Genomic DNA, 25,282 nt, shown 5'->3' on the forward strand with positions numbered 1-25,282 from the left:
GCTCACAGCAAAAACCTCTTTACATAAGGAGGAAGAAAAATATGACAACAAAAACGTTAGCTTCATTAAAAGAAACAATCCTTGAAAATGTAGAAGGCAATAAGGAGCTTTACCTTTCAACAAGCCATAAAATTCATGAAAACCCTGAAATCGGCAATGAGGAATTTTTTGCTTCTGAACTACTGACAGATATTCTTTTAAAAGAAGGATTTGAGGTTGAAAAGGCTGTTGCCGGACATGAAACATCCTTTGTAGCTCGTAAAAAGTCAGAAAAACCTGGTCCCTCCATTGCATTCCTAGCAGAATATGATGCCCTTCCAGGCCTAGGGCATGCTTGCGGACATAATATTATTGGTACTACTAGCGTCGCTGCAGCGATTGCCTTGAGCAAGGTTTTAGCAGAAACAGGCGGAGAAGCAGTTGTTTTCGGTACCCCTGCAGAAGAAGGCGGGCCAAACGGCAGTGCAAAGGGAAGCTTTGTTAAACATGGACTAGTGAACGGGATTGACGCCGCACTTATGATTCACCCAAGTGGCGAGACTCGCATAACCAGCACCTCTCTTGCTGTTGATCCACTAGACTTTGAATTTATTGGAAAGCCAGCACATGCCGCCGCTTCCCCGCACGAGGGAATTAATGCATTAGATGCGGTGATTCAGCTGTTTAATGGCATCAACGCGTTAAGACAGCAGCTTAAAGACGATGTGCGCATTCACGGAATCATCACCCATGGCGGAGATGCACCAAACATTATCCCTGAATATGCAAAAGCCAGATTTTACATTCGTGCTGCTACAAGAGCCGGTTTGAACGAAGTTACTAAGCGGGTAAAAGCAGTGGCAGAAGGCGCTGCATTAGCCACAGGAGCAACCTTAAAGGTCATCGCCTTTCAAAATGAAGTCGATAATCTTCTATTAAATAGACATTATGATGCCGTGTTCAAGGAAGTCGTTGAAGAACTAGGTGAAACCATTGCAGAAGGGGACAGACCCGGTATCGGTTCAACGGATGCAGGAAACATCAGTCAAGTTGTCCCAACCATTCACCCGTATATTAAAATTGGATCAGCGGACCTTGTTGCCCATACTGTACCTTTTAGGGAAGCCGCTGCTTCCTCTAGAGGCGACCAAGCACTAATAACAGGTGCAAAAGCATTGGCACTAACCGCATTAAAACTAATCACAGATGAAGACACATTAGCTCAAATTAAAGCAGAGTTCAAAGAAAGAAAAGCGGCAGAATCAAAATAAAAAGACGCCCAGTGACTAAAATTGTCGCTGGGCGCTTTTGTTTTAAGTCCTTACCACCTGTTACTCTTTTACCGCTCCACCTAAAATACCAGAGATAAAATGCTTTTGCAGCAATAGGAAAAAGATCATAATGGGGACCGTAGATAAGGTAGTTCCCAGCATTAACTGTCCATAATCAATCCGCGCCATTCCGATTAAACTGGATAATGCAACAGGAAGGGTGAACATTTCTTGTGAATTTAACGTAATTAGCGGCCAAAGTAAGCTATTCCATTGGGACATAAATAGAAATATAGCTACCGCAGCCATTGCAGGTCTTGTTACAGGCAAAATAACCGTGAAAAATATTTTTAATTCCCCTGCCCCATCTACTCGGGAAGCCTCAATAATCGAGTCTGGAACCGACTTCATATTCTGCCTCATTAAATAGATCGCAAAAGGTGAAGCCAAGGTTGGCAAAATGATCGCTTGATACGTATTTAACCAATTAAAGGTTACCATCATTTCAAACAGTGGAATCAACGTCACCTGAGAAGGAATCATTAATGTGCATAAAATAATGAAAAAAAACAAGTTCTTTCCCTTAAAATTAAACTTTGCAAATGCGTATCCAGCCATTGAACTAATAAGTGTACTAACCAATGTATAAACGAGAGCAATAAATAATGAATTCCAAAAGATTTTGGCAAACCCTAATGACTCATTAAGCGACTGAAAGTTCTTTGCCAAGTAATCACCTGGAAGAAGTTTAGGCGGTAAATGAAAAATCTCTCCTGATGGCAGGGTCGAGCCGACAAGCATCCAATAAAATGGGGCAATCGAAAGAAGAACACCTGCTATTAATAAACCATAAAGCCCTATTTTCGTAGATAGTTTCTTAGAATGTATCATTATTCATCACCTACTAATTTCATCTGAACCCATGATATGATTGCCGTGATGATTACGAGAACATAGGCAATCGCTGAGGCATATCCAAAATCAAAAAATTTAAAGCCTGCTTCATATAAATAAAGTGTAATCGTCATCGTGGCATTATTTGGTCCGCCTTGAGTCAAAATGAACGGCTCGTCAAACAGCTGAAGGGTGCCAATGGTTGACATGACAACTGTAAAAATAAATACAGGTTTTAATTGAGGAATGGTAATCATAAAAAATTGCTTTACTTTACTTGCTCCATCAATACTTGCAGCTTCATACAGCTCGGATGGGATATTCTGTAATCCGGCTAAAAATATCACCATATTGTATCCTGTCCATCTCCAGGTCATAACAAGGATGACAGAGACCTTCGCCCAAAATGGAGTTGTTAACCACGGGATGGCTTCAACACCGATGAATGATAATAAATAGTTGACGAGACCGAAATGCTCATCTAAAAGGATCATAAAAACAATCGACGCTGCAACAAGCGCTGTGATGGCAGGCATAAAGAAAGAGATTCGAAAAAACGCCTTCCCTTTTAACATAGAAGAATGCAGCCCCACAGCAATCAGTAAAGAGAGAAAAAGCATGATTGGGACTTGGACAATTAAAATTTGAAAGGTATTTAACAGCGATTTATAGAATACGGGATCTTGGAATAAACGAAAATAATTGGCCAAACCAACAAATGATTTCTCCACACCGCGTACCTCTTGAAAGCTTAATATAAATGAAAAAATCACGGGATAAACGGTAAAAATTAAAATCAGCAGAAATGCCGGTGCGATAAAAACATATGGAACATTTTTAGGAGTTAATAAACTTCTACTCGTTTTAACTCGAAAGTTTGTTTTGGTATTTACAACCTTTTCTGTTTGCTCCAACCGAGCCACCTTCCTAACTTCAAGGGATTTTAGAATAAGAGAGAGCTGAGAAAAATTGAAACACTCAGCTCTTTAGCTCTATAAATCTATTATTTTATTTCATTCTCTAATTGGTCCTGCGCATCTTTTAATCCTGACTCAACCGATTTGTTTTCAAGTAAAATGGCTGCCTGCGCATTACTCGTAAGACTAGTTGCTTTTGCAAAGTTCTCGTTTACGTTAATTTGTGGCACTTGATCAACAATATCAGCAAACTTTTTAAAAATAGGGCTATTATTAAAATACTCGTTATTCGCAGTAAATATTGGATTACTATACGTTTCCTTTAAGGATGGGAAAAGCCCGTATTTTTCAAAACCTACCAATTGCGATGCCTGGTCTGTTGTAAAGAATTCTACGAAGGCGTAGGCAGCAGATTGATTTTTGCTTGATGAAGGAATCAACACAGAGGATCCTCCTACGTTGGCATATCTAGTGCCGCCACTTTCAAAGCTCGGCAGATAAAATACATCCCATTTCCCTTTTAAATCTGGTGCTTGGTCCATGATGGTACCTGCATACCAAACACCATAAGGAATGGTAGCAACACTACCATTTACTGTTGCGGTTACAATTCCATCCCAGCCTTTGTTGTTTAGGACTAAATCCTCATCATGAAGCTTTTTGATTATCTCCATGGCTTGAACCGCTTCCTTGGATTGTAAGGTAATTTTCTCGTCATGATCGAAATAAGAAAGCCCTTGCTGCTGCATCATCATTTGGAAGACACCATCATAGTTCGGTATATCAATTGGTAATAGCTGCGCACCCGTAGCTTCTTTAATCTTCTTCCCTGCTGCAATGTAATCATCCCATGTTTCGATGGAGTTTGGATCTATATTTGCTTTTTCAAAAAAATCTACTCGGTAGAACATTCCCGCAGGACCTATATCCCATGGGGCAGCGATGAAATCCCCGTCTTTATTCTGTACAGCTGCGACCTTAGCCGGATTGAATGAATCTTTATAATGGTCATACCCAAGCTTGTCCAAATTTACAAATCCTTCAGGAAATTGGTGCAAGTATCCAGGAATTCGTTCATCCTCCATTAACACAACATCTGGTAATCCTGAACCTCTTGCTGCCAGACCCACTGTTACCTTATCGTATAAATCGGAGCTATTAAAATCCTCTACTTTAACTTCTACTTCGGGATATTTTTTCTGAAATCCCTCAACTGCAGCTTCCATAGTGGCTGCCGCAACATCCCAGCCCCATACAGTGATTGTCCCTGCTGGATTTTTTGAATCTCCTGCTTTCTCATTATCCCCTGCCGTATTATTGGAACAGGCTGAAAGCATGAGCAGAACCATCACGAATAATATTGACATGTACTTTTTCATTTTTTGACCCCCAATTGATTTGATATATATTAAAAAATGCATGAAACCCAATTTATTTTTACTGCCCCAGATATTTCTCTGAATCGATAACGGCATTATTCAGTAATTTCTCCGCATCTTGTTCCTGCATGACGGAATTTATTGCTGATGATAGATTCCGATTGATTTCATCCCAATTTTCAGCCAGTAAATACGCTGGTGTAGCATTCGATCGTTCTAGCATTTTGTAGAATGGACCGATTAACGGGTCTTGATCCGTTTTCATCTCCTTCACCAAACGAATCCGGACAGGTAAATCAGCAGTTCTTATTTTTATGGCTTCTGCTGAGGAGTAAAATTTCACAAATTCCCATGCCAAATCCTTATTTTTTGAATCCTTCGCAATCGATATTGCCGAGGCGGAAATCACTCCTCTTACCGGTTTTCCTTTAAAGGCAGGCATTTCAACTGTTCCAAAGTTTACACCAGCCTTTTTAAACTCATCCAATGGCCAAATTCCGGTTTCCCACATGGCAATCCTGCCGGTTTTAAAAGCCTCTTCACCACTCTGTTGATTTTTCCCGCCTACAAGTACTGCACTTTTTTCCTTAGCCATGTCTGCAAACAATTCGATTGCTTCAATGGTTTCTGGGCTGTTCATATAGCTATTGATTTTCTGCCCATCCTCACTAATAAAGCTTGAACCATTACTCCAAACAATGCCCTGAAGGTCATATGTATCTGGTTCTGGCCTTACCCCAAATCCATATTGCCCCAAGGCAGGATTCGTTAATTTCTTTGCCGCACTCTTAAAGTCATCCCATGTCCATCCATCTTTTGGGTAAGAAATCCCTGCAGCATCGAATAAATCCTTGTTATAATAGACCACCCTTGTTGTAAACCCGGCAGGCATACCATACAATTCTCGGTAAATTGTAGAATAATTAAAGAGTCCTTGGTAAAAATCATTCAAGTCGATAGCGGGATCTCTTTTAATAAAATTTTCAAGTGGTTCAAGTGATTGAAAATAGGCCGGAAAATTCCACATATACATAACATCTGGAGGATTTTTTGCACCAAATGCCGCAGTCAGCCTTTGGTCAAATTCTTCACCATAGGCTTCCATCTGTACCTTTATAAACGGATGTTTTTCTTCGAATTTTCTGGCAATTTTCTCTTGGATTTTTAGTGCTTCCCCTGAATCCCAGGTTGCAAAGCGAAGCACTATTTTTTCATTACCTTCATCCCTTGTTCGGTTAGACCCGCTGCTGGACTTATCATCTGAACAGGCAGCCAGAACGAATACGAATAGGAGTGCTAGAAAGGTTATCCTGAAATTCTTCATCACTTGTTCCCCTTTTTTCTTTATATATAGTGGAAACCGCTTTCATTATAACGTGAATGAAAGCGGTCTAGAACTTAGAATCATCTTATTCTTTTTGTATTATTGTTTGAGTTTTCCTAAAATAGCGTCTGATTAGGAAATTTGTTAGCTTCCATTCTCCTTTTTGTTCTGTCGATATTCTGAAGGTGTTTTACCCATACATTTTTTAAACCATTTGCTAAAATATTTTCCATCCTGAATGCCTATTTTTTCACCAATTTCTTGCAATGGAAGTAAAGTATTTTCAAGAAGTTCACATGCAGCTTTAACTTTCAGCTTTTCTGTAAAAGTGATAAAGCTTTCTCCAGTTGTCTTTTTAAACATGGTGCTAAAATGGCTCCGACTTAAGCCTACCTCATTTGCAACATCGCTGGATGAAAAGGATTGCTCTAAATCTTGAATCATGATTTGAACAGCCTTACGAATGGGGAGCGGCCAATCCTCCATCGAAACCTTAAATTGTTTTTCAAATTTAAACCTTCGGTAAAGATTTGTTACTCCATCCATCCAGTCATTCATTCCTCGATTTGGACCATATTCCATCCAACCAATAAAGGATTCTTTACTTCTAGCCTCAACTAGAAAATGCTCAAAATCTGGTTTTGACTTTTCAGGGATAAATACAAAGGCTTGGTCCTGTCCGCAAGAAATCTTAGCAAATGGTTTCTCTAAGAAACGTTTCTCATGAAATATCTCACTGCTATTTAGTCCATTAAGGAAGTAAATATAATATGAATTTTCCATCCAATTCCAGTCATTAGAAAATAGCTCACCAACTAACCTATGAAAAGAATTTTCAAAGTCACATAACCACTCATAAAATTCCTTTGCTAGAATGGAAGAATCATAGGGCTTCTGGATATTTGCATGACTAATTTCATGTTCGATGCGCAAAAGGTATTCTTCAAATTGTTGGTCTTCAAAGGCTGTTTTCAAAATATAACCTGAGGCACCAATATTCATCCCCTCCTGCGCAAAAGTGAAGTCCCGATGGCAGCTTAACAATAATATTTTAGTAGTTGGGGAAGATTGTTTTATGTTTCGGGCTAACTCAATCCCATTCATTTCAGGCATCACAATATCGGTTATCACTACTTCGGGAGAATGCTGCTGAAAAAGCTCCCATGCCTTTTGCCCATTCGGTGCATCGGCGACTACCTCCATACCGAATTTCTCCCATTCGACCGTTGCGATTAATCCTTTTCTAACAATGAGTTCATCATCTGCAATTAATACCTTTATCATCAACGTTATCTCCTTTTCGGCCATTTAATGCTAAAGATTGTATTCCTTCCCACAACCGATTCGATTGATAGACCATACTCATACCCGAAATGAAGCCTTACCCGTTGATCGACATTATAAACACCGATTCCCCTCCCATTAACACCCTGATGTTTCGGGTTTAGAAGCTTTTCAATCGTTTCTTCATTCATACCTTTGCCGTTATCGGTTAAGGAAAGTTCTAGATATTCAGGTTTAACGGTTATCTCTAGTTCAATTCTTCCTTGGCCATCTTCAAAAGCATGGAAAAAGATATTTTCAAACAAAGGCTGGAGCGTCATTCTAGGGATTAAACAGTCCAAGCATTCCGGATGAATCATCTCTATGTATTCAAATGTTTGGCCATACCGTATCTCTTGAACCTTCAAGTAATGTTTGATCGTCTGGAGTTCCTTTCTTAACGGAATTAACTCATCAGCAAAATTTAAATTTTCATGCAGAACCTCGGTTAAATGGTAGATCATCTCTTGAACTTCTTTTGCTCCTATAAGCCTTGCCTTCCATTGGATCGAGTTTAAGGTGTTAAATAATAAATGAGGGTTAATTTGATAATGGAAAGCTTTTAATTCTGCCTGCCTTTTTAAACGTTCTGTCATGCTGATTTTCTCGATTAGGTCCTTGATTTGATTGACCATATCATTAAAGCTTTGAGATAAAATTCCTAATTCATCTTTAGAAGTAACGGTAATCTGTGTATCTAGGTTTCCTTCACTGACTCGTTTCATCGAGGAATTTAGGCGTTTAATTCCCTTCGTGAGCGGAACAGAAAATACAACAGCAAGCACGGAGACCAAAAGGATTGAAAATATAATAGCCGCTATCGTATACCGTAAAATCACATTTGATGATTGATAATAATATTCCTCTGGTATGCGAACATGGACATCCCATCCATAGGCATCAAAGTGGTTATTCCAGATAATATCCGTTGTCAACTCTTTCGGTGCATTCTTTGTCTTATAAACTACCTGATTCTTACCATTTTTAAGGGTGATAGAAGAGTGAAGCTCATTTTCTAGGAAACCAATATAAGAGAATAACTCCTCTGCATTTGTTTCTATTAAAAGCTTACTTCCTTTCAATACTCCAAAATCACTTTCAATTGGAAAAACCAGTCCAATGACCTTTTCATCTTTTTTACCAGTGTAATAATGGTCAGAATTATAAAACCCTATCCAGTGATTTCCTTCTTTTAAGCGATTAATCTCTTTCCAAAATGGCTTTTGAAAGAGTTTATGTATATCCAAGCGGCTATTTCCATAATAATAGCCTGTATTCGTAATTAAATAGATTCCCTTTGTGTCATAGGTTTTATGTGCCTCTAAATATCTTTCAAAGTTTTTGATTTCCACAAACCCTATATACGTTCTTGGGATTTCTTCTTGTAGGATGACCAAAGTTGGATCTGATAAATATTGATTAATATCCTTCGAAACGACATACATTTGCTCAAACGTATTTTCGAGTTGTTTGGCGAGTTGAGACACAGCAAATTGCTCATAATCATTAAATTGTTTATTTACAATTTCAGAAGACTTTCCATAGGATAGAAATCCAAATAGTAATAATGGAAACAGGGCAACAATGAGGAAAAACAACACCATTTTTGTACGAATGCTCAGGAAAGAATAGTTTTTTATTTTTGTAGTAGGTTTTTTCAAAGTTTTCTCCACCTTGTAAAACAAAATGTGGACATGAAAAAAAGAGGAGTAAAACAGTACCCCAAAATAACATTATTTCCTTTGAGGTACTGAAGCACTTTCTCTAATAATTAATTTTGTATTTATCGTGATCTTTTTACTGACTTCCCTTTTGGAGGTCAGCTGATCTATCAGTAAATCAACAGCGGTTTCACCCATAATTTCTGTGTATAATTTAACAGTTGTTAAAGGAGGAACCATATACTGCGCTGTGGCTACATCGTTAAAACCAACAATACTTAGTTCATCTGGAATTTTAACCCCTAGTTCATAGGCAGCTTTATAGCATCCCACCGCAATGGTATCATTCGCAACAAATACGGCTGTTGGTTTTGTTTCATTTGCCAACATGTCTCTAAGATTGGTATAACCATCCTTTGGGTCATATCCGCCGATTCTTACCAGTTCCTCTTTGAAAATATTTTTTTCTATTAAATAATTTTCAAAAACATCCTGCCGCAAATCTTTAAATCGATTTCCATACATATCTGTTTCTACTCCGCCAATAAAACCAATACGTTCATGGCCCAGTTCTGTTAAGTAGTTAAGCGCATTTTTGGTGGCAGAATTGAAATCAATCACAACGGAATCAAAATAATAGTCATCCGGATTGGAATCCACAAAGACACATGGTTTATTAAAACCTCTAATTTTTTCAATATCCTTGCTTTTGAAAGTCCCAAGGCATAAGATTCCATCAATTTTTCTGAGATTCTCTTCATTACCTTCTTTGTCAATTCTGAAAAAATCAATGCTTTTACTTTTCAGTTTTTTTTCTAAAGCAACCCTTATCGACAAGTAATACGTATCAACCAATTCTTCTTCAAGTGAGAAAGAATCGTATAATCCTATTTTCCATTTACTCTTTTGCTTCTTCTTCGGAGCTACCACATAGGCCAACTCCTCTGCCGCTTCAAATACCCTTTTTCTTGTTTCCGGTGAGACATTTAATGTTTCATCGTAATTTAACACTCTTGAAACGGTAGTGATTGAAACATTAGCTAAACTGGCTATTTCTTTTATTGTGGCCATTATTTCACCCTGCCTGCCTGTTTTTTTAACCCGCTTCGATTCAATTACGTATTTCCTTTAATTTATTCTTTTTTAAAAAAGGTAATTTTGTTTCTGAAATAATGATAGCACAAAGGATAAGAATCGCACCTAGTACCATTTTTATCGTCATTACTTCATCTAATATGGCAACGGAAAAGACCATTCCCCAAAACGATTCTGTTGAAAGAATAATGGCAGCTTTTGTTTCAGTTATCATTTTTTGAGCAACGGTTTGCAATAGATAAGCAATTGTTGTTGAGAAAATACCAAGATAAAGGAGGGAGAACAATCCTTCCGTTTCCATCAGAACAGATGTTTCTCCTTTGAAAACAACCACAATGCTCCCAATTATTGCAGCTGTTACCATTTGAATGAGCGTTAACGAAACAGGGTCTGTATCTTTCACATATTTTGCCGTATAGAAGATATGGAAGGCAAATCCAAATGCACAGCCCAGTGTCAGCAAATCCCCGATATTAATGTCAGCTGAGAGTTTAAGCGATAAGATGCCGACCCCGACCATAGCTAAGATGGCGCCAACTAATTCGTACATATCTATTTTTCGTTTATACATGACAAAGGCAATAAAAGGGACGATCACGACATTCACTGCCGTTAAAAAAGCATTTTTTGATGGTGTTGTATATTGAAGGCCGACTGTTTGAAGTGCAAAGGCCAAATATAAAAAGATCCCCAATACAGCCCCTTTTATGATAGTGCTTTTATTCATATTTTTCAGCCTTTTATGGAAAATTATGCTTAGTATGATGGTCCCGATAATAAATCTTCCCGCCAAAATCTGATAGGGAGTGAAATGCTCCAAAGAGATGGCGCTGGCAACAAATCCGCTTCCCCATATAATGGCCGTAATCGTAAGTGCTATTTCTCCCATATACTTTTGCATTTAATCACCCCTTAGATTATCTTCTAACAGCAGCAGAAATACACTTGATGTCCACGTGAAGGATGTATCTACTAATCCCTTACCCGTTAACGGATCAAAGTTTTCCGCCATTCCTCCTGTTAGCGTGAGGTCAATAAATTTATCCCTTAGCCGGTTTCCAGCTTCTTTGTATCCATTATTTTTTAAAGCATGGATAAAGAGGTAGGTAACCGGTGCCCAAATAGGACCAAGCCAATAGCCATTTTCTCGATATAACTTACTTGTGACACTCTCAGTGGCCAAGCCATACCTTGTTTCATAGTTTGCTTCAAGGTCAGACACTAATTGGTCCATGATGCCCTTATCTAGGCGATAGCCAATAATGACTGGCAATCTTAGAATTAAACTGGTTCTAATCGTGATCCTCTCACCATTTTTGCCCACTCGGCCATAAAAGCCTTCATCATCATAAAGTCTCTCAAGCAGCAGGGTAAACATGGAGTCGGCTTTATTCTTAAAATTTGATGCCTCTTCTTCTTCACCCAATCTATCTGCAAAGGATGAGAGAATATCATATGAACGTATTAAAAAACTAGCAAGATCAGGTGCTTCCACTGGCATTCCCTCATGAAATAACGAAGCATTATCCCAGCCTGAATCATTGCCATGTTTATAGTGTGGCAGCCTTCCCTGATAGGTCCGACAGTGATCAAAATAATTCATTACTTTTTTAGTAGACTCATAAACCGCTCTTAATCGCTGTTCGTCCTTAAAGTAATCATTTTTTTCCATAAGCTGCTCATAGACGTAAGCAAAAACAGGCGGCTTAACACAATTGTAGGAAATGAATTTATCATTTACGAAATCTGGATAGGCGCCGGATTCATCTTGAGTGTCCATGAAAATCTTTAATTGAGCGTAGGCAAGTTCTGGATATTGTTCACCTAAATTTAAAGCATTAAAGCAATTATCCCACGACCAAATATTATACATCCAAAGCTTTGACATATACATAGCATAATCTTTGAGTACTCCATCCGGATGGACGATGCTAGACCATGTTATATAGGAAGCCCTCTCCAGGGAAGGCAGATATTCCTCTTGCTGGTATCCCTTTTTCATGGAATCAAACCATTCTTTGTAAAGCCCCTCGACTTGTGCTTTTCCCTGGCTAAAAGGAAGGTATTCCTTTGTATGATAAACCGTTCGATAGCTTTCGATGACAAAATGTCCATTTTTCAAACGCATATCAATAAAATCATTTCCGATAATATTCCAAGGTGCTTCTACTGCCATTTCGCCATTCAGGTTGATGATCATTAATTTTAATTCCTTCGGATAGATGTGGTATTCATACATTCCATCTTCCAATTCCAATAATGAATCATACTTTCCTTTTGTCGCTTGTAACCTAAGTTCTACATTCTGTACTTCAATATGGAGTTCATCTTCCTCAGGAATGATGATTTCTGCAACACGTTCCGATTTGTCTTTTAAATAGAAGGAAAGGGCTACCTCTGAAGCACGCACTTCGTACTCCTGTTCCACTCCATCCTTAACGATATCGATTTGAAAAAGCTTGGATGGTGCGTCATCGCCTCCATGCACGTCTCTAATATATACAGAATCCTTTTCTTGTGAGACACAAAAATAGGAGCCAAATCTGGAAAAGGGTATTTCTTTAATATCTAATTTCATCCTATTTCTCCTTGTCATTTGAACTAGCCGCTGGAACTGGATATATTTCAAATAAGCAGGGTTACCCCTGCCTTTGAAATTTTATCTAGCTCTGAAGTACTTGCTTTCTTCTACAAGATCATCTTTTTGAACACTCCTAATTTCCAGCCCGATTTCAAAGTCTTCTATTCCCACTCGATAGGCTGGCAGCTGTTCCTCACCGCAGCTATTACTTCCAAGACCGCTTTGTCGATAATCGATGGTTAACACATTGAATGGTGATTTTTTAATTTTACCACGGTGCGTTGCCTCTTCTAACGCGCTTGTTTCGTAGTCATGGATGGTAAAATCCCTGATTTCTTTAAAATTAAAGAGGATGGACTGGTTCCCCTTTGTTACCGCTAAGAAAGAGGTATCACATCTTGAGCCATTTTCCTGTGGATAAACGTAATCCGTGTGCATTTCCTCTACACTTGTATGGTAAAGGCCAATACTTTGGCTTCTTTTGCTATCCTGATAACTTTCAGAATCTCCACGACCATACCATGTCACATCATTATACTCTTTGTTTAGGTGCATCGTAATTCCTATTCTTGGCAGCATTTCAGGTATTTCTTTCCCGCGAATGATTTTAGATCCTTTCAATTGAAGGTTTAGTACACCTTCCTGGGTGATTCGATAGTGATAATTCAAATGAAAGCCCCATGCTTGATTGACACTGGATAAATATTTATTGATTTCAATATCCGCATATCCTTCATTTAATTGATAGTCAAAGGAAACCAATTGTTCCTTTGCATTTTTTAGAAAGTATTTATTGATCCAGGCATCCTTCTTATACATATCATTGTCAATAACCGCACGCCAAAGTGTCAGCTCAGGTCCTTTTTCAATAATTTCTTCCCCATTTAATTGATGAGATACGAGAACACCATGAATCTTTGAAAAAACTGTTTTAAAATGCTCATTCTCAACCAACAGCTCGCCAAAATTATCTCTGATGGAAATCGTTGTTCCACCCTCATGCTTGCTTACAACCATTTTTTTCACCTTTGTCGCTTCTAGTAAAAAACTTTCACTTGTAATGAGATGACCTTCACTCGCATAAAGTGTATTCTTCGGCTCTGAATAGCTTAACTTGATACGGGCATCATCGTAATGTAAGGCTTCAGCAAGATTAATTGGCAGTGTCAATTCCATTTCATCCTGTGCGTTAATGGATGGAAGATTAATATTCTTTTCTTCTATTACATGGGTGAAGGATTCTACCGTTATATTCAACTGAATTCCTTCTAAGTTCCTAAAATTATATCTGTTTTTTATTCTAATCTTAAGTTCGGTGAGGTCAATAGCCTCGGTTACAATCGGTTCAATAACCTTTTTGTACTCAATCAGCCCGGGTGATGGTGTTCGGTCTGGGAATACGAGTCCATCTATGCAGAAGTTTCCATTCGTAGGGAAATCCCCATAATTCCCGCCATATAGATAATAGACATTTCCATCTTCATCTACTTGTTCGATTCCATGGTCATACCATTCCCATACAAATCCACCTTGTAAACGAGGATACTTCCTCATCACTTCTTGGTATTCTGTCAGCCCGCCAGGCCCATTACCCATTGCATGGCCGTATTCACATAGGATATGCGGCTTTTTCCCTTCAGAATTCTGCCCGATTTCTTCAAGTGCCTTTAATCTCGTGTACATCGTGGTATACATATCACTATAGGCAGCATGAAAATCTCCTTCATAATGAACCAATCTAGTAGAATCAATTTCTTTTATTGCCTGATACATGGCTGTGAAGTTTCTGCCCTGACCAGATTCATTGCCTAAGGACCAAATAATGACGCTTGGATGATTTCGGTCTCTTTTCACCATTCGAACGGCACGATCTACATACTGCTTCTCCCACAACTCATTATCGCTGATCCAGTTATAATTTCCTGTGTTTTCAAAGCCATGGCACTCAAGATCTGCCTCATCAATGACATAAAGTCCATATTCATCACAGAGATCATAAAAAACATCATTATTAGGATAATGGGCAGTTCTAACAGCATTGATATTATGCTGTTTCATTAAGATGACATCCTGAAGCATATCCTCGTAAGTTACGGTTCTTCCCATTCTCGGGTTAAAATCATGTCGATTTACACCATTAAAGAAGATTCTTTTTCCGTTTACTCTCATTTCGTTATCAATAATATCGATTGATCTTACACCGAATCTGAGCGAAACCATTTCCTTTTCGCCATCTGTTAAATGATACTCCAAAACAGCCATATAGAGATTAGGTTCCTCTGCATTCCATAGTAATGGATTCACCATTTCTCTTAACACTTGGAATTCGCCATTAATCACATCTGCCGAGAAGGAATCTACCTCTATTTCCCCTAGAAAAAGCTTCACATTTACTGCCTGAATTTCACTCGTGAAAAACTTCCCGGTTAATTTTAATGTAAAATCTTTAAAATCTGCGTCCGGCAATGTTTCGATGAAAACATCTTGAAGCGTATCTTGGTTTATTCGGTAGAGTTCCACACTTCTAAAGATTCCTGAAAGCCACCACATATCCTGGTCTTCTAAGTAGGTACCATCGGAAAACTGGTAAACTCTAACTGTAAATCTATTTTTTCCAGCACGAACGTACTCCGTAACATCAAACTCTGATGGCATTCTTGAGCCTTTACTATATCCTGCATGATGGCCATTCACATAGAGATCAAAGGCAGAATCCACACCATTAAATTTAACGATGATTTTTTCTTCTTCCTTTATATCTTCTAAATAAACTTCTCTAAAATAGATTCCTGTTGGATTATCCTGTGGCACAAATGGCGGATTAATCGGAAATGGATATAGTAAATCGGTATAATGCATGTGGCCATATCCCTTTAATTGCCAGCAAGACGGCACCGTGATATCATCTAAATCTTCAATTTCGAATTCCTCTGTTTCAAAGTTGATTGGTGAAAATTCAGGTGCTTCCAAGAATAGAAACTTCCAATCACCATCAAGTGACGTATATCCCTTACTATTTTCTTTTTTTAATTGTAATGCCTCATCAAATGCACGGTATCTGTAAAAATCAGTATGTGCCGGAAGCCTGTTTAGTGCCGTAAGATGGATATTTTCCCATCTCTTCATTTCACGTTGCATGTTCTCTTCCTCCGAACTATATTACTTGATTGAGCCGCTTATTCCTTCAACAATATATTTCTGCGCAAAGGCAAAAACGATGACTGGCGGAATGATCATAACAAGCGTCATCGCCATAATTGGAATAATTTGAAGCTCATGTACACCTTGGAATGATGCTAAACCAAGTGCCATTGTATATTTAGATTGATCATTCAAATAAATCAGTGGTCCTAAGTAGTCATTCCAAACCAAAATAATATTTAATACAGCAATCAAGGTTAAAGGAGCCTTCATGATTGGCAGGAAAATTTTATAAAAGATTTGAAACTCATTTGCTCCATCAATTCTCGCTGCATTTTCTAATTCTTTAGGAATGTTCAGTAAAAACTGCCTTAACAAAAAGATATTATAAGCTGAGCCGAAGAAGGCAGGGACAATCAGTGGTTTTAACGTATTGATCCAGCCAAACATGTTAAATTCCATATAAAGTGGAATCATCGTAACATCCCACGGAATCATCATCGTTGATAGAAGCAAGATAAAGAGAATGTTTTTAAATTTAAAATCATATCTGGCAAAACCATAGGCAACTAAGGAACAGGATATAAGCTGGCCGATGGTGGTTAACACGGTAACAATCATCGAATTCTTAAAATACGTTCCAAATGGCTGGCTATTCCAGGCATCCATAAAGTTGGAAAACAGCGGTGTATCAGGGACAAATTTAGGTGGAAAGCTAAAAACTTCTGTTTCTGATTTAAGCGCTGTGATTAATGCCCATATGAACGGAAATAGGAAATAAAGAGAAAAGAGGACAAGAATGCTGTAAACAATAATTTTATGTTTTCGGGTTATCTTCATTTTCTTTTCCTTCCTTTTCTTTCCTTTTTCACTTCAGCCTCATAGAATACCCAGGCAGAGGATGACTTAAAGATGATCATCGTCAATAGCAGGATGATGATAAACATAAACCAAGCATTTGCACTGGCATAACCAAGTTCATGATGCTTAAAGGCATTGTTGTAAACAAATAGTCCATAGAAATAAGTAGATTTTAATGGTCCGCCGCCTGTTAATAAAAGCACTAACGTTAATTGCTGTAATGCGGCGATGACAGATGTGATGACATTAAATAGGATGGTTGGTGTAATCGTAGGAATCGTAATACTAACAAACTGTCTGATGGGACCCGCACCATCAATGGATGCAGCTTCATACATTTCATTCGGAATTCCTTTTATATCCGTGTAGAAAATTAACATCATCGTTCCGACGCCCCAAGCACTTGCAATCACAATGGTGATAATTGCCCACTTAGGATCAATCAGCCAGTTCGGACCTTCCATACCTAGTAAAGATAATATATAATTTAAAACACCATACTCAGAGTTAAACATCCAACCCCATATAATCGACACTGCCACACCGGATACAACGGCCGGCAGATAGAAGATGGTCCTAAATATCTTAATTCCTTTGACTGGCTGCGTGATAAGCAGCGCAAGCACCAAAGCAACAAAGAGGTTTAATGGAACAAATATTAAGGCGAACTTCAAGGTGATGACGAGCGAATCATAAAATTGGGGATCAGCCGTAAACATCTTCTTAAAGTTATCAAGTCCAATGAACTTCGCTTCACCGGCGATTGGCCAATCAAATAGACTCATAATTAATGAAAAAACTAAAGGTCCTAAAGTAAAAACAATAAAGCCGATAATCCACGGTAAAATAAATAAAAAGGGCACTCTTTTACGGACTAATGTGAATTTTTTTGGTTTGTTCTTTTTAGTAATCATATATTTCCCTCTTAATGGTTTGACCTTTTAGAAAATGAAATCCATTCCCCGTTAAAATTTATTAAAATGAGAATATATCATGCTGCCATGATATATCCTCATTTAGATCAAATGACAACCTACTTAGCTACACTATCTAAAGCTTCTTTAGGATCAACACGTGTACTTGGGTTAAATATTTGTTCAAAGACTAAACTTAAATCTTCAGATAACTTACTCCAGTCCTCTGTTACAAACGATGTTGGTGTATATCCTTCACTTTGTTCCAGCATGTTGTAAAAGACTTTTTTAACTGGATCTTCTTGCAGCTTTTCTGATTCAACTACACTTTTTAATACTGGAAGTTCAAAGGAAAGTCGTGCTTTATTAGCTTGTTCCCCTGTCCAAAACTCCATAAATTTAAATGCTGCTTCTTTATGCTTAGAATCCTTTGACATCGCAATACCAGAAGAACTTACGATACTTGCACTTGGGTTATCTCCAAATGAAGGAATTTCAACGACACCATAGTTAATTCCAGCTTCCTCAAATGCGGACAGATACCATGCACCGTTAACAAGCATACCTACTCTGCCTGTTTTCATCTCGGTATCACCATAGCCTTCAGTGGTAATCGCGATTCCGTCTTTCAACATATCTTGGAACATCGTAAACGTTTCAATTGATTTTTTGGAATTTAAGTTTCCAGCTAATTTGCCTTTGCTGTCTACATAAGAAGCACCATTGCCCCATAAATACATTTCAAAATCATAAGGGTCAGGCTGGCCTGGGAAAGCAAATCCAGTGATTTTCTTTTCTTTATCTGTCAGCTTCTTCGCTGCTGCCTGTAGATCATCCCATGTCCAGCCAGCTTTTGGATGCTCAATTCCTGCTGCATCAAAAAGATCTTTATTATAGTAAACAACATGTGTCGTATAACCTACTGGAAGACCGTAAATATCTTCTCCCACGGAGTTATAGTTCCATAATGCTTCATAGAAGTTACCCTTGTACTCTTCCCCTCTATCTTCTATATAAGAATCAAGCGGCTCAAGCGCATCCTTGTATTGAGGGTAATTCCACATATACATGATATCTGGAGCATCCTTAGCACCAATACCGGCAGTAATCTTCGTGTCATAATCGCCGCCGTAAGCTTCCAAAACTACTTCTATATCGCTGTTTTTCGCGTTAAATTCATCAATTAATCCCTGTTGCAGCTCGACATCGTCACCTACATCCCACGTCGCAAACCTTAACTTAACTTTTCCATCTTCTGCTTTATCTTCCTTTGGATTGGATGAGCTGCATGCAGATAAAAGCAATGTTGCTACAATTGTAAAAAGAAAAAATAATTTCCATTTCTTTGATACGTTCATCATTTTATCCCTCCTAGCTGTTTATAGGATTATTATAATAGCAGTTTTACTAAAAGTAAATGCTTTCATGATGGATTTTACTAAAATAAATTGATATATTGGTAATTTTTAGACTTTATCATGATGGTAAAATCATACTACAGGAGTGCAGTAAAGATTAGCATTGATATGAAAACATTGATAAAACAATGGGGTATTAGGGGTTTGACCCCTTGAAATCTACTGAATCCGGGTATAAGTTAAATGGGTTTTATCGAGTTTGTTTTAGTAAAATCAGATAATAATAGAAGGAGATTTTACCAAAGAACCAGTTTATCAGGCAGTTTAAATTCCAACGTAATCAAACCTACACAAATAGTAAAAAGACGATTCGTGTGGACCGAATCGTCTTTACGATTTATATCTTATCTTCGTTTACTTTCCCAATCTAGAACTTCGCTCTAGTAAACTGTTATAATATTCATCAATTTGGATTGATTGTCCCTCGTTTAATCGGGAGTCCTCCGCGGCAAATGCCATAAGATGGCTTCTAACGGATGCAGATGCCGAGGAAACTCCGTCTTCGTTATTTCCAAATTGAATTTCCCTTAGAAATGTTCTTACGATACCGTTATCACCGCCCCCATGTCCGCCTACAGGGTGGTCAAATTTAATCACTGTTTCATGCCTTGTTAGGAAATTAAAAATGGATATACTATTGTCCTCCATATTCCCACGAATTTCGCCTTTTGTTCCCATAATTTGAACAATTCTTGTCTGCTCTCTTGTAAAGCCGCACATGCTGAATGTGGCAGTTGCCCCGTCCTCAAATTCCATATTAACAACCTGATGGTCAACTACATTATTATCTGAACGGTAGACACATTTTCCGTATGGTGTTTCTTGTAATGCTTGAATGATGCCTTCATTTGTATAATCCTCAGTAAATTTCTTCGCCCAGCCCCTGCCTTCGCCAAGATAGTACCTTCCTGCATGGAATGGACATTCCAGTTCAACTGGACAGCCCTCTAAACATCTTTGCGGCGCTCCAGCAGGGGCATTTTCCTCTTTAAAGTGCATGAGTGAACCATAGGAACTAACACGTTTACATTCTTTGCCTATCACAAAGGAGATGATATCCATATCATGGCATGATTTCTGCAGGATCATCGGACTTGACTTCTCTTTGTTATTCCAGTTGCCACGTACAAAACTATGGGACATATGCATTGCTTCTACATTTTCATTTAATTGCAGTGAAACAACCTCGCCAATTTCCCCTTTAGCAATCACCTTTTTAATCGTGGACCAAAATTCGGTATACCTCAGAACATGACAGATCGTCAGCTGCCGATTATACTTTTTTGCTGCCTGTTCCATTGCGATACACTCCATGGGGTCAGGAGACATTGGTTTTTCCAGCAGGACATGGTAACCGAGTTCCAATGCTCTCATTGTTGGTTTAAAGTGATTTCGGTCGAGTGTACAAATAATCGCAATGTCTGCCATCTTTTGTCCGCTACTTAAGATTTCCTCCCACGACTCGAAACAATTTACTTCGGGTATATCGTGTGTCTGCTGTAATCTCGTTCTTCTTTCTACTCCCGGCTCTGCTACGCCAACAATCTTTAATTCATTAGGATATGTCAAGGCATATGGGGCGTAGGCTCTCGACCCTCTGTCACCAGCTCCGATTACGATTGCGGTCATTGTTTTCATCTCTTTTTCTCTCCTTTTATGATTTCTCGCGTTGTTTACGTTTTCCTGATTTTATCCAAACGTTTTCCGATAATGAATGAAAAAAGAACCTTTTAGGTTCGTTTTATATTGGATGATTCTCGAATAACTAATTCAAATGGAAGCATAATCTTAAGAGGAAGGGTATTTTTCTCTTCAAGCATTCCTATAATGGTCTTCGCCGCCAAACGCCCCATTTCATATTTAGGGATTTCCACAGTAGAAAGAGGTGGTGACGAATATTTTGCCATTTCTATATTATCTACTCCAAAGAATGCGATGTCCCCTGGAATGCTAAGATTATTTTCAATCGTTGCTCTCATCGCAGCGATGGCCATCATATCACTGGCGCAAACCATGGCAGTTGGCAAATGCTCTCTGCTTCTTTTGATAAACTGATCCATTTCCTTATAGCTATTTTCCATCCTCCACTTTGTATTTATTATCCAATCAGCCCGGACTTCAAGTCCTTCTTCCTCCATTGCCGCTAGAAATCCTCTAAACCGGTGTTCTGCCTCGATATCTTCAAATCCGTTATTGAAGCCACCGCCAATAAATCCGATTTCCCGATGTCCCTGACTAACAAAAAACTGAACCACCTTCTTGATGGCAGCTTCGCGGTTGTAGTCGATAATCGTTATATTCTGATCCGTATAGAAAAAGTCCAATCCTACCACAGGAATAGTTTGCTGAATATATCCAAGGAGACTCTCATCCATCCTTTCAATGAGCAACAGACCTTCAAGTCCCAAGTCATAAATGGTTTTCATAAGCAATGACTCATTTTCAAGCTCACCCTTAGTAATCGTGATGAGGGTATAATCATTTGCCCCTAACGTATCACGAATTCCATTATAGATTTGCGCAAAATAGGGGTTGATTTCTGCCTGTGCCGGATTGGCGACCCAGCCAATTTTCATCGTTCTTGTCTTACTTTTTTCTTGCTTGTTATTTACAAGATTGCGGGCATGCTGATTTGGAACATAGCCTAGCTCTTTTACTGCTTCCCATATTTTGTTTTTCGTTTCTTGATTCACATTTCGTGTTTGATCATTTTGAATGACTCGTGAAACAGTTGAGATAGAAACCCCTACATATTCAGCAATATCCTTTAATCTCGCCACAACAAATACACCTCAGACTTCTAACTTTATCCATCATTTTAATAGGTTTTTTCAACCTTCTTCTTCGCACCTAATAATATTTCTTTATTATACTATTATAACCCCCATCATTCCAGAGATATCAGCATGCGGGCCGGGACAGAGGCAGGGACGGATGGTCAGATTTCTTGTCCCGCTTTCATATTTGTCAAAGCCCAGGGACACGGTTCTTGTCCCATGTCCCTGTTACTTCACCGGTTGTTTTTTTTCAACCATTCACCTTCAATTTTATTTTCATCGAGTAGTTTATTAACATCCTCAATTACATCTTTTCCGCCTTTAGATAAAAACTCATTTGTAAATTCATCCCATTCAGAAATCGGTCTTTGACCCGCAATCATTTTGGTTTGTTCATTCGCAGCATACTCATTTAAAGCAGCCATCTCTTCATTATATACATCAGAGTGTATCCGACCAACAGGGCTGATATAGTAATTCGATTTAGATAGCATTTCAAACATGATAGTATTAAATTCTTTTGCCTCTGGAGCCTTGGATTGTTTAGCGTAATCTTCCATTACTTTTTCACCAATTTCAAATCCACCCAGCTTCTCGTTGAACAATGCTAATGGCGCATATTTACTATAATCCTCTGATTTTTCCGGCTGCCCATCAACAATGGTATACCCTTTGCCTTCGCCGCCCATCGTCCAATCGAAATATTCATTGTCCGCAGTTTGTTCATCAGCAGGTACATACTTGGCCATATAGTCCATCATTTCCAAGATTTTCTCAACCTTTTTAGAATCTTTATTCAATTTTGCGTTTAACATCCAAATTCGGTAATAACCGCTTCCGAATACATACCCGGATTTTCCGTCAGGCTGCTCAAATGCTGGAATAGCTGAAATTTTCGCATCAGGTGCATTTTTTCTCAATGTAGCTAAGTCAAGATTGTTAGGCTGGGCCCCTTTTTGAGTTCCAGGCTGTTCATACCAAATTCCTACTTTACCTGCATTAAAGTCTTTAAATACTTCATTATATTCTTTAACGGCCCAGTCTTTATCAAGTGCACCAGCTTTAAACAGCTTATTTAATGAGGTAATTTTTTCTTTGCTTCCTTCTGAAATTTGCCCTGGAATTAATTGCCCGTCCTCATTTTTATGGTACCAGCTATTGCCCCAATAGGCACCAAAGGAAGGATCATAAACTATCCCTTTCCCAAGACCTAACCCTACCGTGTCATCTTTTCCATTACCATCTGGATCCTTTGTTGCAAAAGCTATAGCAACCTCCTCTAATTCCTCAAAGTTTGTAGGCATTTCTAAACCTAATTTATCAAGCCAGTCCTGACGGATGATTGGTTTTTTACCGCCAGATGCCGGGAAAAAGAGTGGAATACCGTATATTTCCCCATCTATACTTACAGCATCCCATACAGACTGCGGGATCGCTTTAAAGTTTTCATATTTTTCCACATAATCATTTAATGGCAGGAATGCGCCTTGCTTTGCCCACTTGACATAGTTTGTATCTGCACCCTCTGTTCCAATTACATCTGGAATATCACCAGAAGCCATTTTAACGGTGAGCTTATCAGTATAAAGGTCAAAAGGAATATACTGTGCTTTAAAGTCAACATTAAACTTTTCATTTAGCTGTTTAACTGCTTCATTTCCTGGCTCCGGCACTGGGTTTTCCCATGTTCCATCAAACCACGTAATCGATACTTTACCATCTTTTGAACTTTTATTAGATGAGGCTTCATCATTTGGTGCGCAGGCAGCAAGCGATCCTGCCAAAAGAACAGTCGATAGAGTTACTGATAAAAAACGTTTCATTAAAGTAATTCCCCCCTATTAATTGTTTACTATCAAACTTGCGAACGTTCAAACCTTTTCATATTCGTTTAGTAATTACTCTTTCACAGAACCAAGCATCACTCCTTTCGCAAAGTGTTTTTGTAAGAATGGATAGACAATCAAAATTGGAACTGTAGCTAGGAGAATCGCCGCCATCCCTACTGTCTCGGCTGGCGGCGGCTGATCCATCCCTGCTTGCATACCGACATCTAGTAAGTTGGATTTATTCAGAATGACCATCTGTCTTAGAACGACCTGTACCGTCCACTTAGCCGGATCACTTAAATAAAGCAATGCAGTAAAATAGGAGTTCCAATATCCTACCGCATAAAATAATCCAAACGCCGCTAACGCCGGTTTTGACAGTGGCAGAATAATTTTTCCAAATATCTGTAAATCGTTTGCACCATCAATAATCGCAGCTTCCGTCAAGTCCATTGGTAAGCTCAAAAAAAACTGCCGCATGACGATGAGGTTAAAGGAGCTGATAGCACCTGGAATAATAAGGGCCCAGAGTGTATCCATTAAACCTGTTGCTTGAACAACCATATAGGTTGGAATCATCCCAGCCCCAAATACAAAAGTAAATAAAACAAGAAAAACATAAACCTTTTGCCCCAGAATATTTCTCGTTAAAGCATAGGCCATCATGGCTGTAAGCATAATACTTATCAAACTGCCGACCACTGTGACATAAACCGTAACTCCCAATGAACGGATAAATTCTTTCGAGCCTAAAATATACTCATAGGCATCGAGCACCCAGGTTTTAGGCATAAGAAGCAAATCTGATTTAACGAATTCCTCATAGGTAGCAAAGGAAACCACAAACATATAATAAAATGGAAATAACATCGCTAGCGCAATTATTCCGAGAAGAATAATATTGGTTGAATCAACAATCTTTTCTGACAGGCTCCTTTTTTTAGCCAACATGATTTCATCCTTTCTTAGTAGACTCCATCTTCACCAAATTTTCTGGCCAAGCGGTTTGCCGTCACAATTAAGATCAGTCCGACAACGGATTTGAATAAACCAACCGCGGTGGCAAAGCTAAAGTCGGAGTTTTGAATCCCCTTCAAATAAACAAATGTATCTAGAACATTACCAACTTCCATTGTAAATGGAGTTAACATTAAGTAAATTTGCTCAAAGCCTACATCCAATACACTGCCTAGACGCAAAATTAATAGAATAATAATGGTACTTTTTAAGGCAGGTAAGGTAATATGCCAAATTTGCTGCCACCGGTTTGCACCATCAACGGCTGCAGCTTCGTATAAACTTGGGCTGATTCCTGACAGAGCTGCAAGAAAGATAATGGTTCCCCAGCCGGATTCTTTCCAAATAACCTCTAAAACAATCAGCGGCATAAACCAGTTAGGGTCTTGCAAAAAAGGAATTGCCTCCATTCCGAAAACGCTTCCAAGAACTTTATTAACAATCCCTTCTGATTTTAATAGGATGGTGACCATACCGATTACAACAACCCAAGATAAAAAGTGAGGAAGATAAACTACAGATTGGATGATCCTTTTATATACAGAAGACCTCACTTCATTTAACATAAGAGCTAGAATAATAGAAACTGGAAAGGCAAAGGCAATTTGAAGAAAGGATAGGTATAAAGTGTTCCATAATACACGAATGACCTCACTATCTTCAAAGATAGTTTTAAAATGCTTCATCCCCACCCATTCACTGTTTAAGAAGCCTTGAAATGCGCTATAATCTTGAAAAGCAATTAAATTTCCAGCCATCGGAACGTACCGATAAATAATAAAAAACAGAAGCCCTGGTAATAACAATAAATATAGATAACGCTCTTTCCATAACCTTTGTAATGCACTTTTCTTTTTTGGAACTATCATTGCGGCTTGTTCCTTTATATCCAAAACATCTT

At 38.5% G+C, this 25,282-nt stretch carries 19 protein-coding genes; 1 reads left to right on the forward strand and 18 read right to left on the reverse strand.

The window, feature by feature from the left end; all coding sequences use genetic code 11:
* The first annotated feature begins 41 nt into the window (after window positions 1-41).
* Window positions 42-1,250 carry a M20 family metallopeptidase gene (locus ACY3XC_RS17055; protein WP_464869607.1) on the forward strand — a complete coding sequence of 403 codons (1,209 nt, stop codon included), beginning with the start codon at window positions 42-44 and terminating at the stop codon, window positions 1,248-1,250.
* 60 nt (window positions 1,251-1,310) lie between these two features.
* On the opposite strand, the gene ACY3XC_RS17060 is transcribed toward ACY3XC_RS17055, so the two are convergent.
* From ACY3XC_RS17060 to ACY3XC_RS17145, 18 genes are all read right to left on the reverse strand, one after another.
* Complete coding sequence (locus ACY3XC_RS17060) at window positions 1,311-2,141, reverse strand: carbohydrate ABC transporter permease (RefSeq protein WP_464869608.1); 831 nt, start codon at window positions 2,139-2,141, stop codon at window positions 1,311-1,313.
* Window positions 2,141-3,058 carry a carbohydrate ABC transporter permease gene (locus tag ACY3XC_RS17065; RefSeq protein ID WP_464869609.1) on the reverse strand — a complete coding sequence of 306 codons (918 nt, stop codon included), beginning with the start codon at window positions 3,056-3,058 and terminating at the stop codon, window positions 2,141-2,143. The genes ACY3XC_RS17060 and ACY3XC_RS17065 overlap by 1 nt, the downstream gene beginning before the upstream one ends.
* A gap of 89 nt (window positions 3,059-3,147) precedes the next feature.
* Entirely contained in the window at window positions 3,148-4,440 is a 1,293-nt protein-coding gene (locus ACY3XC_RS17070) for an ABC transporter substrate-binding protein (protein ID WP_464869610.1), read from the reverse strand.
* Window positions 4,441-4,498: 58 nt separating this feature from the next.
* A complete protein-coding gene (locus tag ACY3XC_RS17075) occupies window positions 4,499-5,764 on the reverse strand; it encodes an ABC transporter substrate-binding protein (RefSeq protein ID WP_464869611.1) in 1,266 nt (421 codons plus the stop codon).
* Window positions 5,765-5,908: 144 nt separating this feature from the next.
* On the reverse strand, window positions 5,909-7,048 hold the full coding sequence (locus tag ACY3XC_RS17080) for a response regulator transcription factor (protein WP_464869612.1): 1,140 nt from the start codon (window positions 7,046-7,048) through the stop codon (window positions 5,909-5,911).
* Between the two features lie 5 nt (window positions 7,049-7,053).
* The gene (locus ACY3XC_RS17085; RefSeq protein WP_464869613.1) at window positions 7,054-8,748 is read right to left on the reverse strand and encodes a sensor histidine kinase; all 1,695 of its coding nucleotides are present in this window, start codon (window positions 8,746-8,748) and stop codon (window positions 7,054-7,056) included.
* Between the two features lie 72 nt (window positions 8,749-8,820).
* Window positions 8,821-9,819: a LacI family DNA-binding transcriptional regulator gene (locus ACY3XC_RS17090; RefSeq protein ID WP_464869615.1), complete on the reverse strand. Its 999-nt coding sequence runs from the start codon at window positions 9,817-9,819 to the stop codon at window positions 8,821-8,823.
* 40 nt (window positions 9,820-9,859) lie between these two features.
* The gene (locus ACY3XC_RS17095) at window positions 9,860-10,744 is read right to left on the reverse strand and encodes a DMT family transporter (RefSeq protein ID WP_464869616.1); all 885 of its coding nucleotides are present in this window, start codon (window positions 10,742-10,744) and stop codon (window positions 9,860-9,862) included.
* Window positions 10,745-12,421 carry an amylo-alpha-1,6-glucosidase gene (locus ACY3XC_RS17100; protein WP_464869617.1) on the reverse strand — a complete coding sequence of 559 codons (1,677 nt, stop codon included), beginning with the start codon at window positions 12,419-12,421 and terminating at the stop codon, window positions 10,745-10,747. It lies immediately after the preceding gene.
* An 81-nt stretch (window positions 12,422-12,502) separates the two neighbouring features.
* Window positions 12,503-15,562, reverse strand: coding sequence for a glycoside hydrolase family 2 TIM barrel-domain containing protein (locus ACY3XC_RS17105; protein ID WP_464869618.1), 3,060 nt, complete (start codon window positions 15,560-15,562; stop codon window positions 12,503-12,505).
* A gap of 21 nt (window positions 15,563-15,583) precedes the next feature.
* Window positions 15,584-16,405 carry a carbohydrate ABC transporter permease gene (locus ACY3XC_RS17110; protein WP_464869619.1) on the reverse strand — a complete coding sequence of 274 codons (822 nt, stop codon included), beginning with the start codon at window positions 16,403-16,405 and terminating at the stop codon, window positions 15,584-15,586.
* Window positions 16,402-17,340, reverse strand: a complete 939-nt coding sequence (locus ACY3XC_RS17115; RefSeq protein ID WP_464869620.1) for a carbohydrate ABC transporter permease — start codon at window positions 17,338-17,340, stop codon at window positions 16,402-16,404. The genes ACY3XC_RS17110 and ACY3XC_RS17115 overlap by 4 nt, the downstream gene beginning before the upstream one ends.
* Before the next feature lie 119 nt (window positions 17,341-17,459).
* Window positions 17,460-18,701: an ABC transporter substrate-binding protein gene (locus tag ACY3XC_RS17120; protein ID WP_464869621.1), complete on the reverse strand. Its 1,242-nt coding sequence runs from the start codon at window positions 18,699-18,701 to the stop codon at window positions 17,460-17,462.
* Window positions 18,702-19,112: 411 nt separating this feature from the next.
* Window positions 19,113-20,396, reverse strand: coding sequence for a Gfo/Idh/MocA family protein (locus tag ACY3XC_RS17125; protein WP_464869622.1), 1,284 nt, complete (start codon window positions 20,394-20,396; stop codon window positions 19,113-19,115).
* 92 nt (window positions 20,397-20,488) lie between these two features.
* Complete coding sequence (locus ACY3XC_RS17130) at window positions 20,489-21,538, reverse strand: LacI family DNA-binding transcriptional regulator (protein WP_464869623.1); 1,050 nt, start codon at window positions 21,536-21,538, stop codon at window positions 20,489-20,491.
* A gap of 230 nt (window positions 21,539-21,768) precedes the next feature.
* Window positions 21,769-23,358: an extracellular solute-binding protein gene (locus tag ACY3XC_RS17135; RefSeq protein WP_464869624.1), complete on the reverse strand. Its 1,590-nt coding sequence runs from the start codon at window positions 23,356-23,358 to the stop codon at window positions 21,769-21,771.
* Window positions 23,359-23,433: 75 nt separating this feature from the next.
* Window positions 23,434-24,315 carry a carbohydrate ABC transporter permease gene (locus ACY3XC_RS17140; RefSeq protein WP_464869625.1) on the reverse strand — a complete coding sequence of 294 codons (882 nt, stop codon included), beginning with the start codon at window positions 24,313-24,315 and terminating at the stop codon, window positions 23,434-23,436.
* Between the two features lie 14 nt (window positions 24,316-24,329).
* Entirely contained in the window at window positions 24,330-25,250 is a 921-nt protein-coding gene (locus tag ACY3XC_RS17145; RefSeq protein WP_464869775.1) for an ABC transporter permease, read from the reverse strand.
* Window positions 25,251-25,282: the final 32 nt, after the last annotated feature.

This window comes from Bacillus sp. CZDM1 (genome assembly GCF_055502545.1).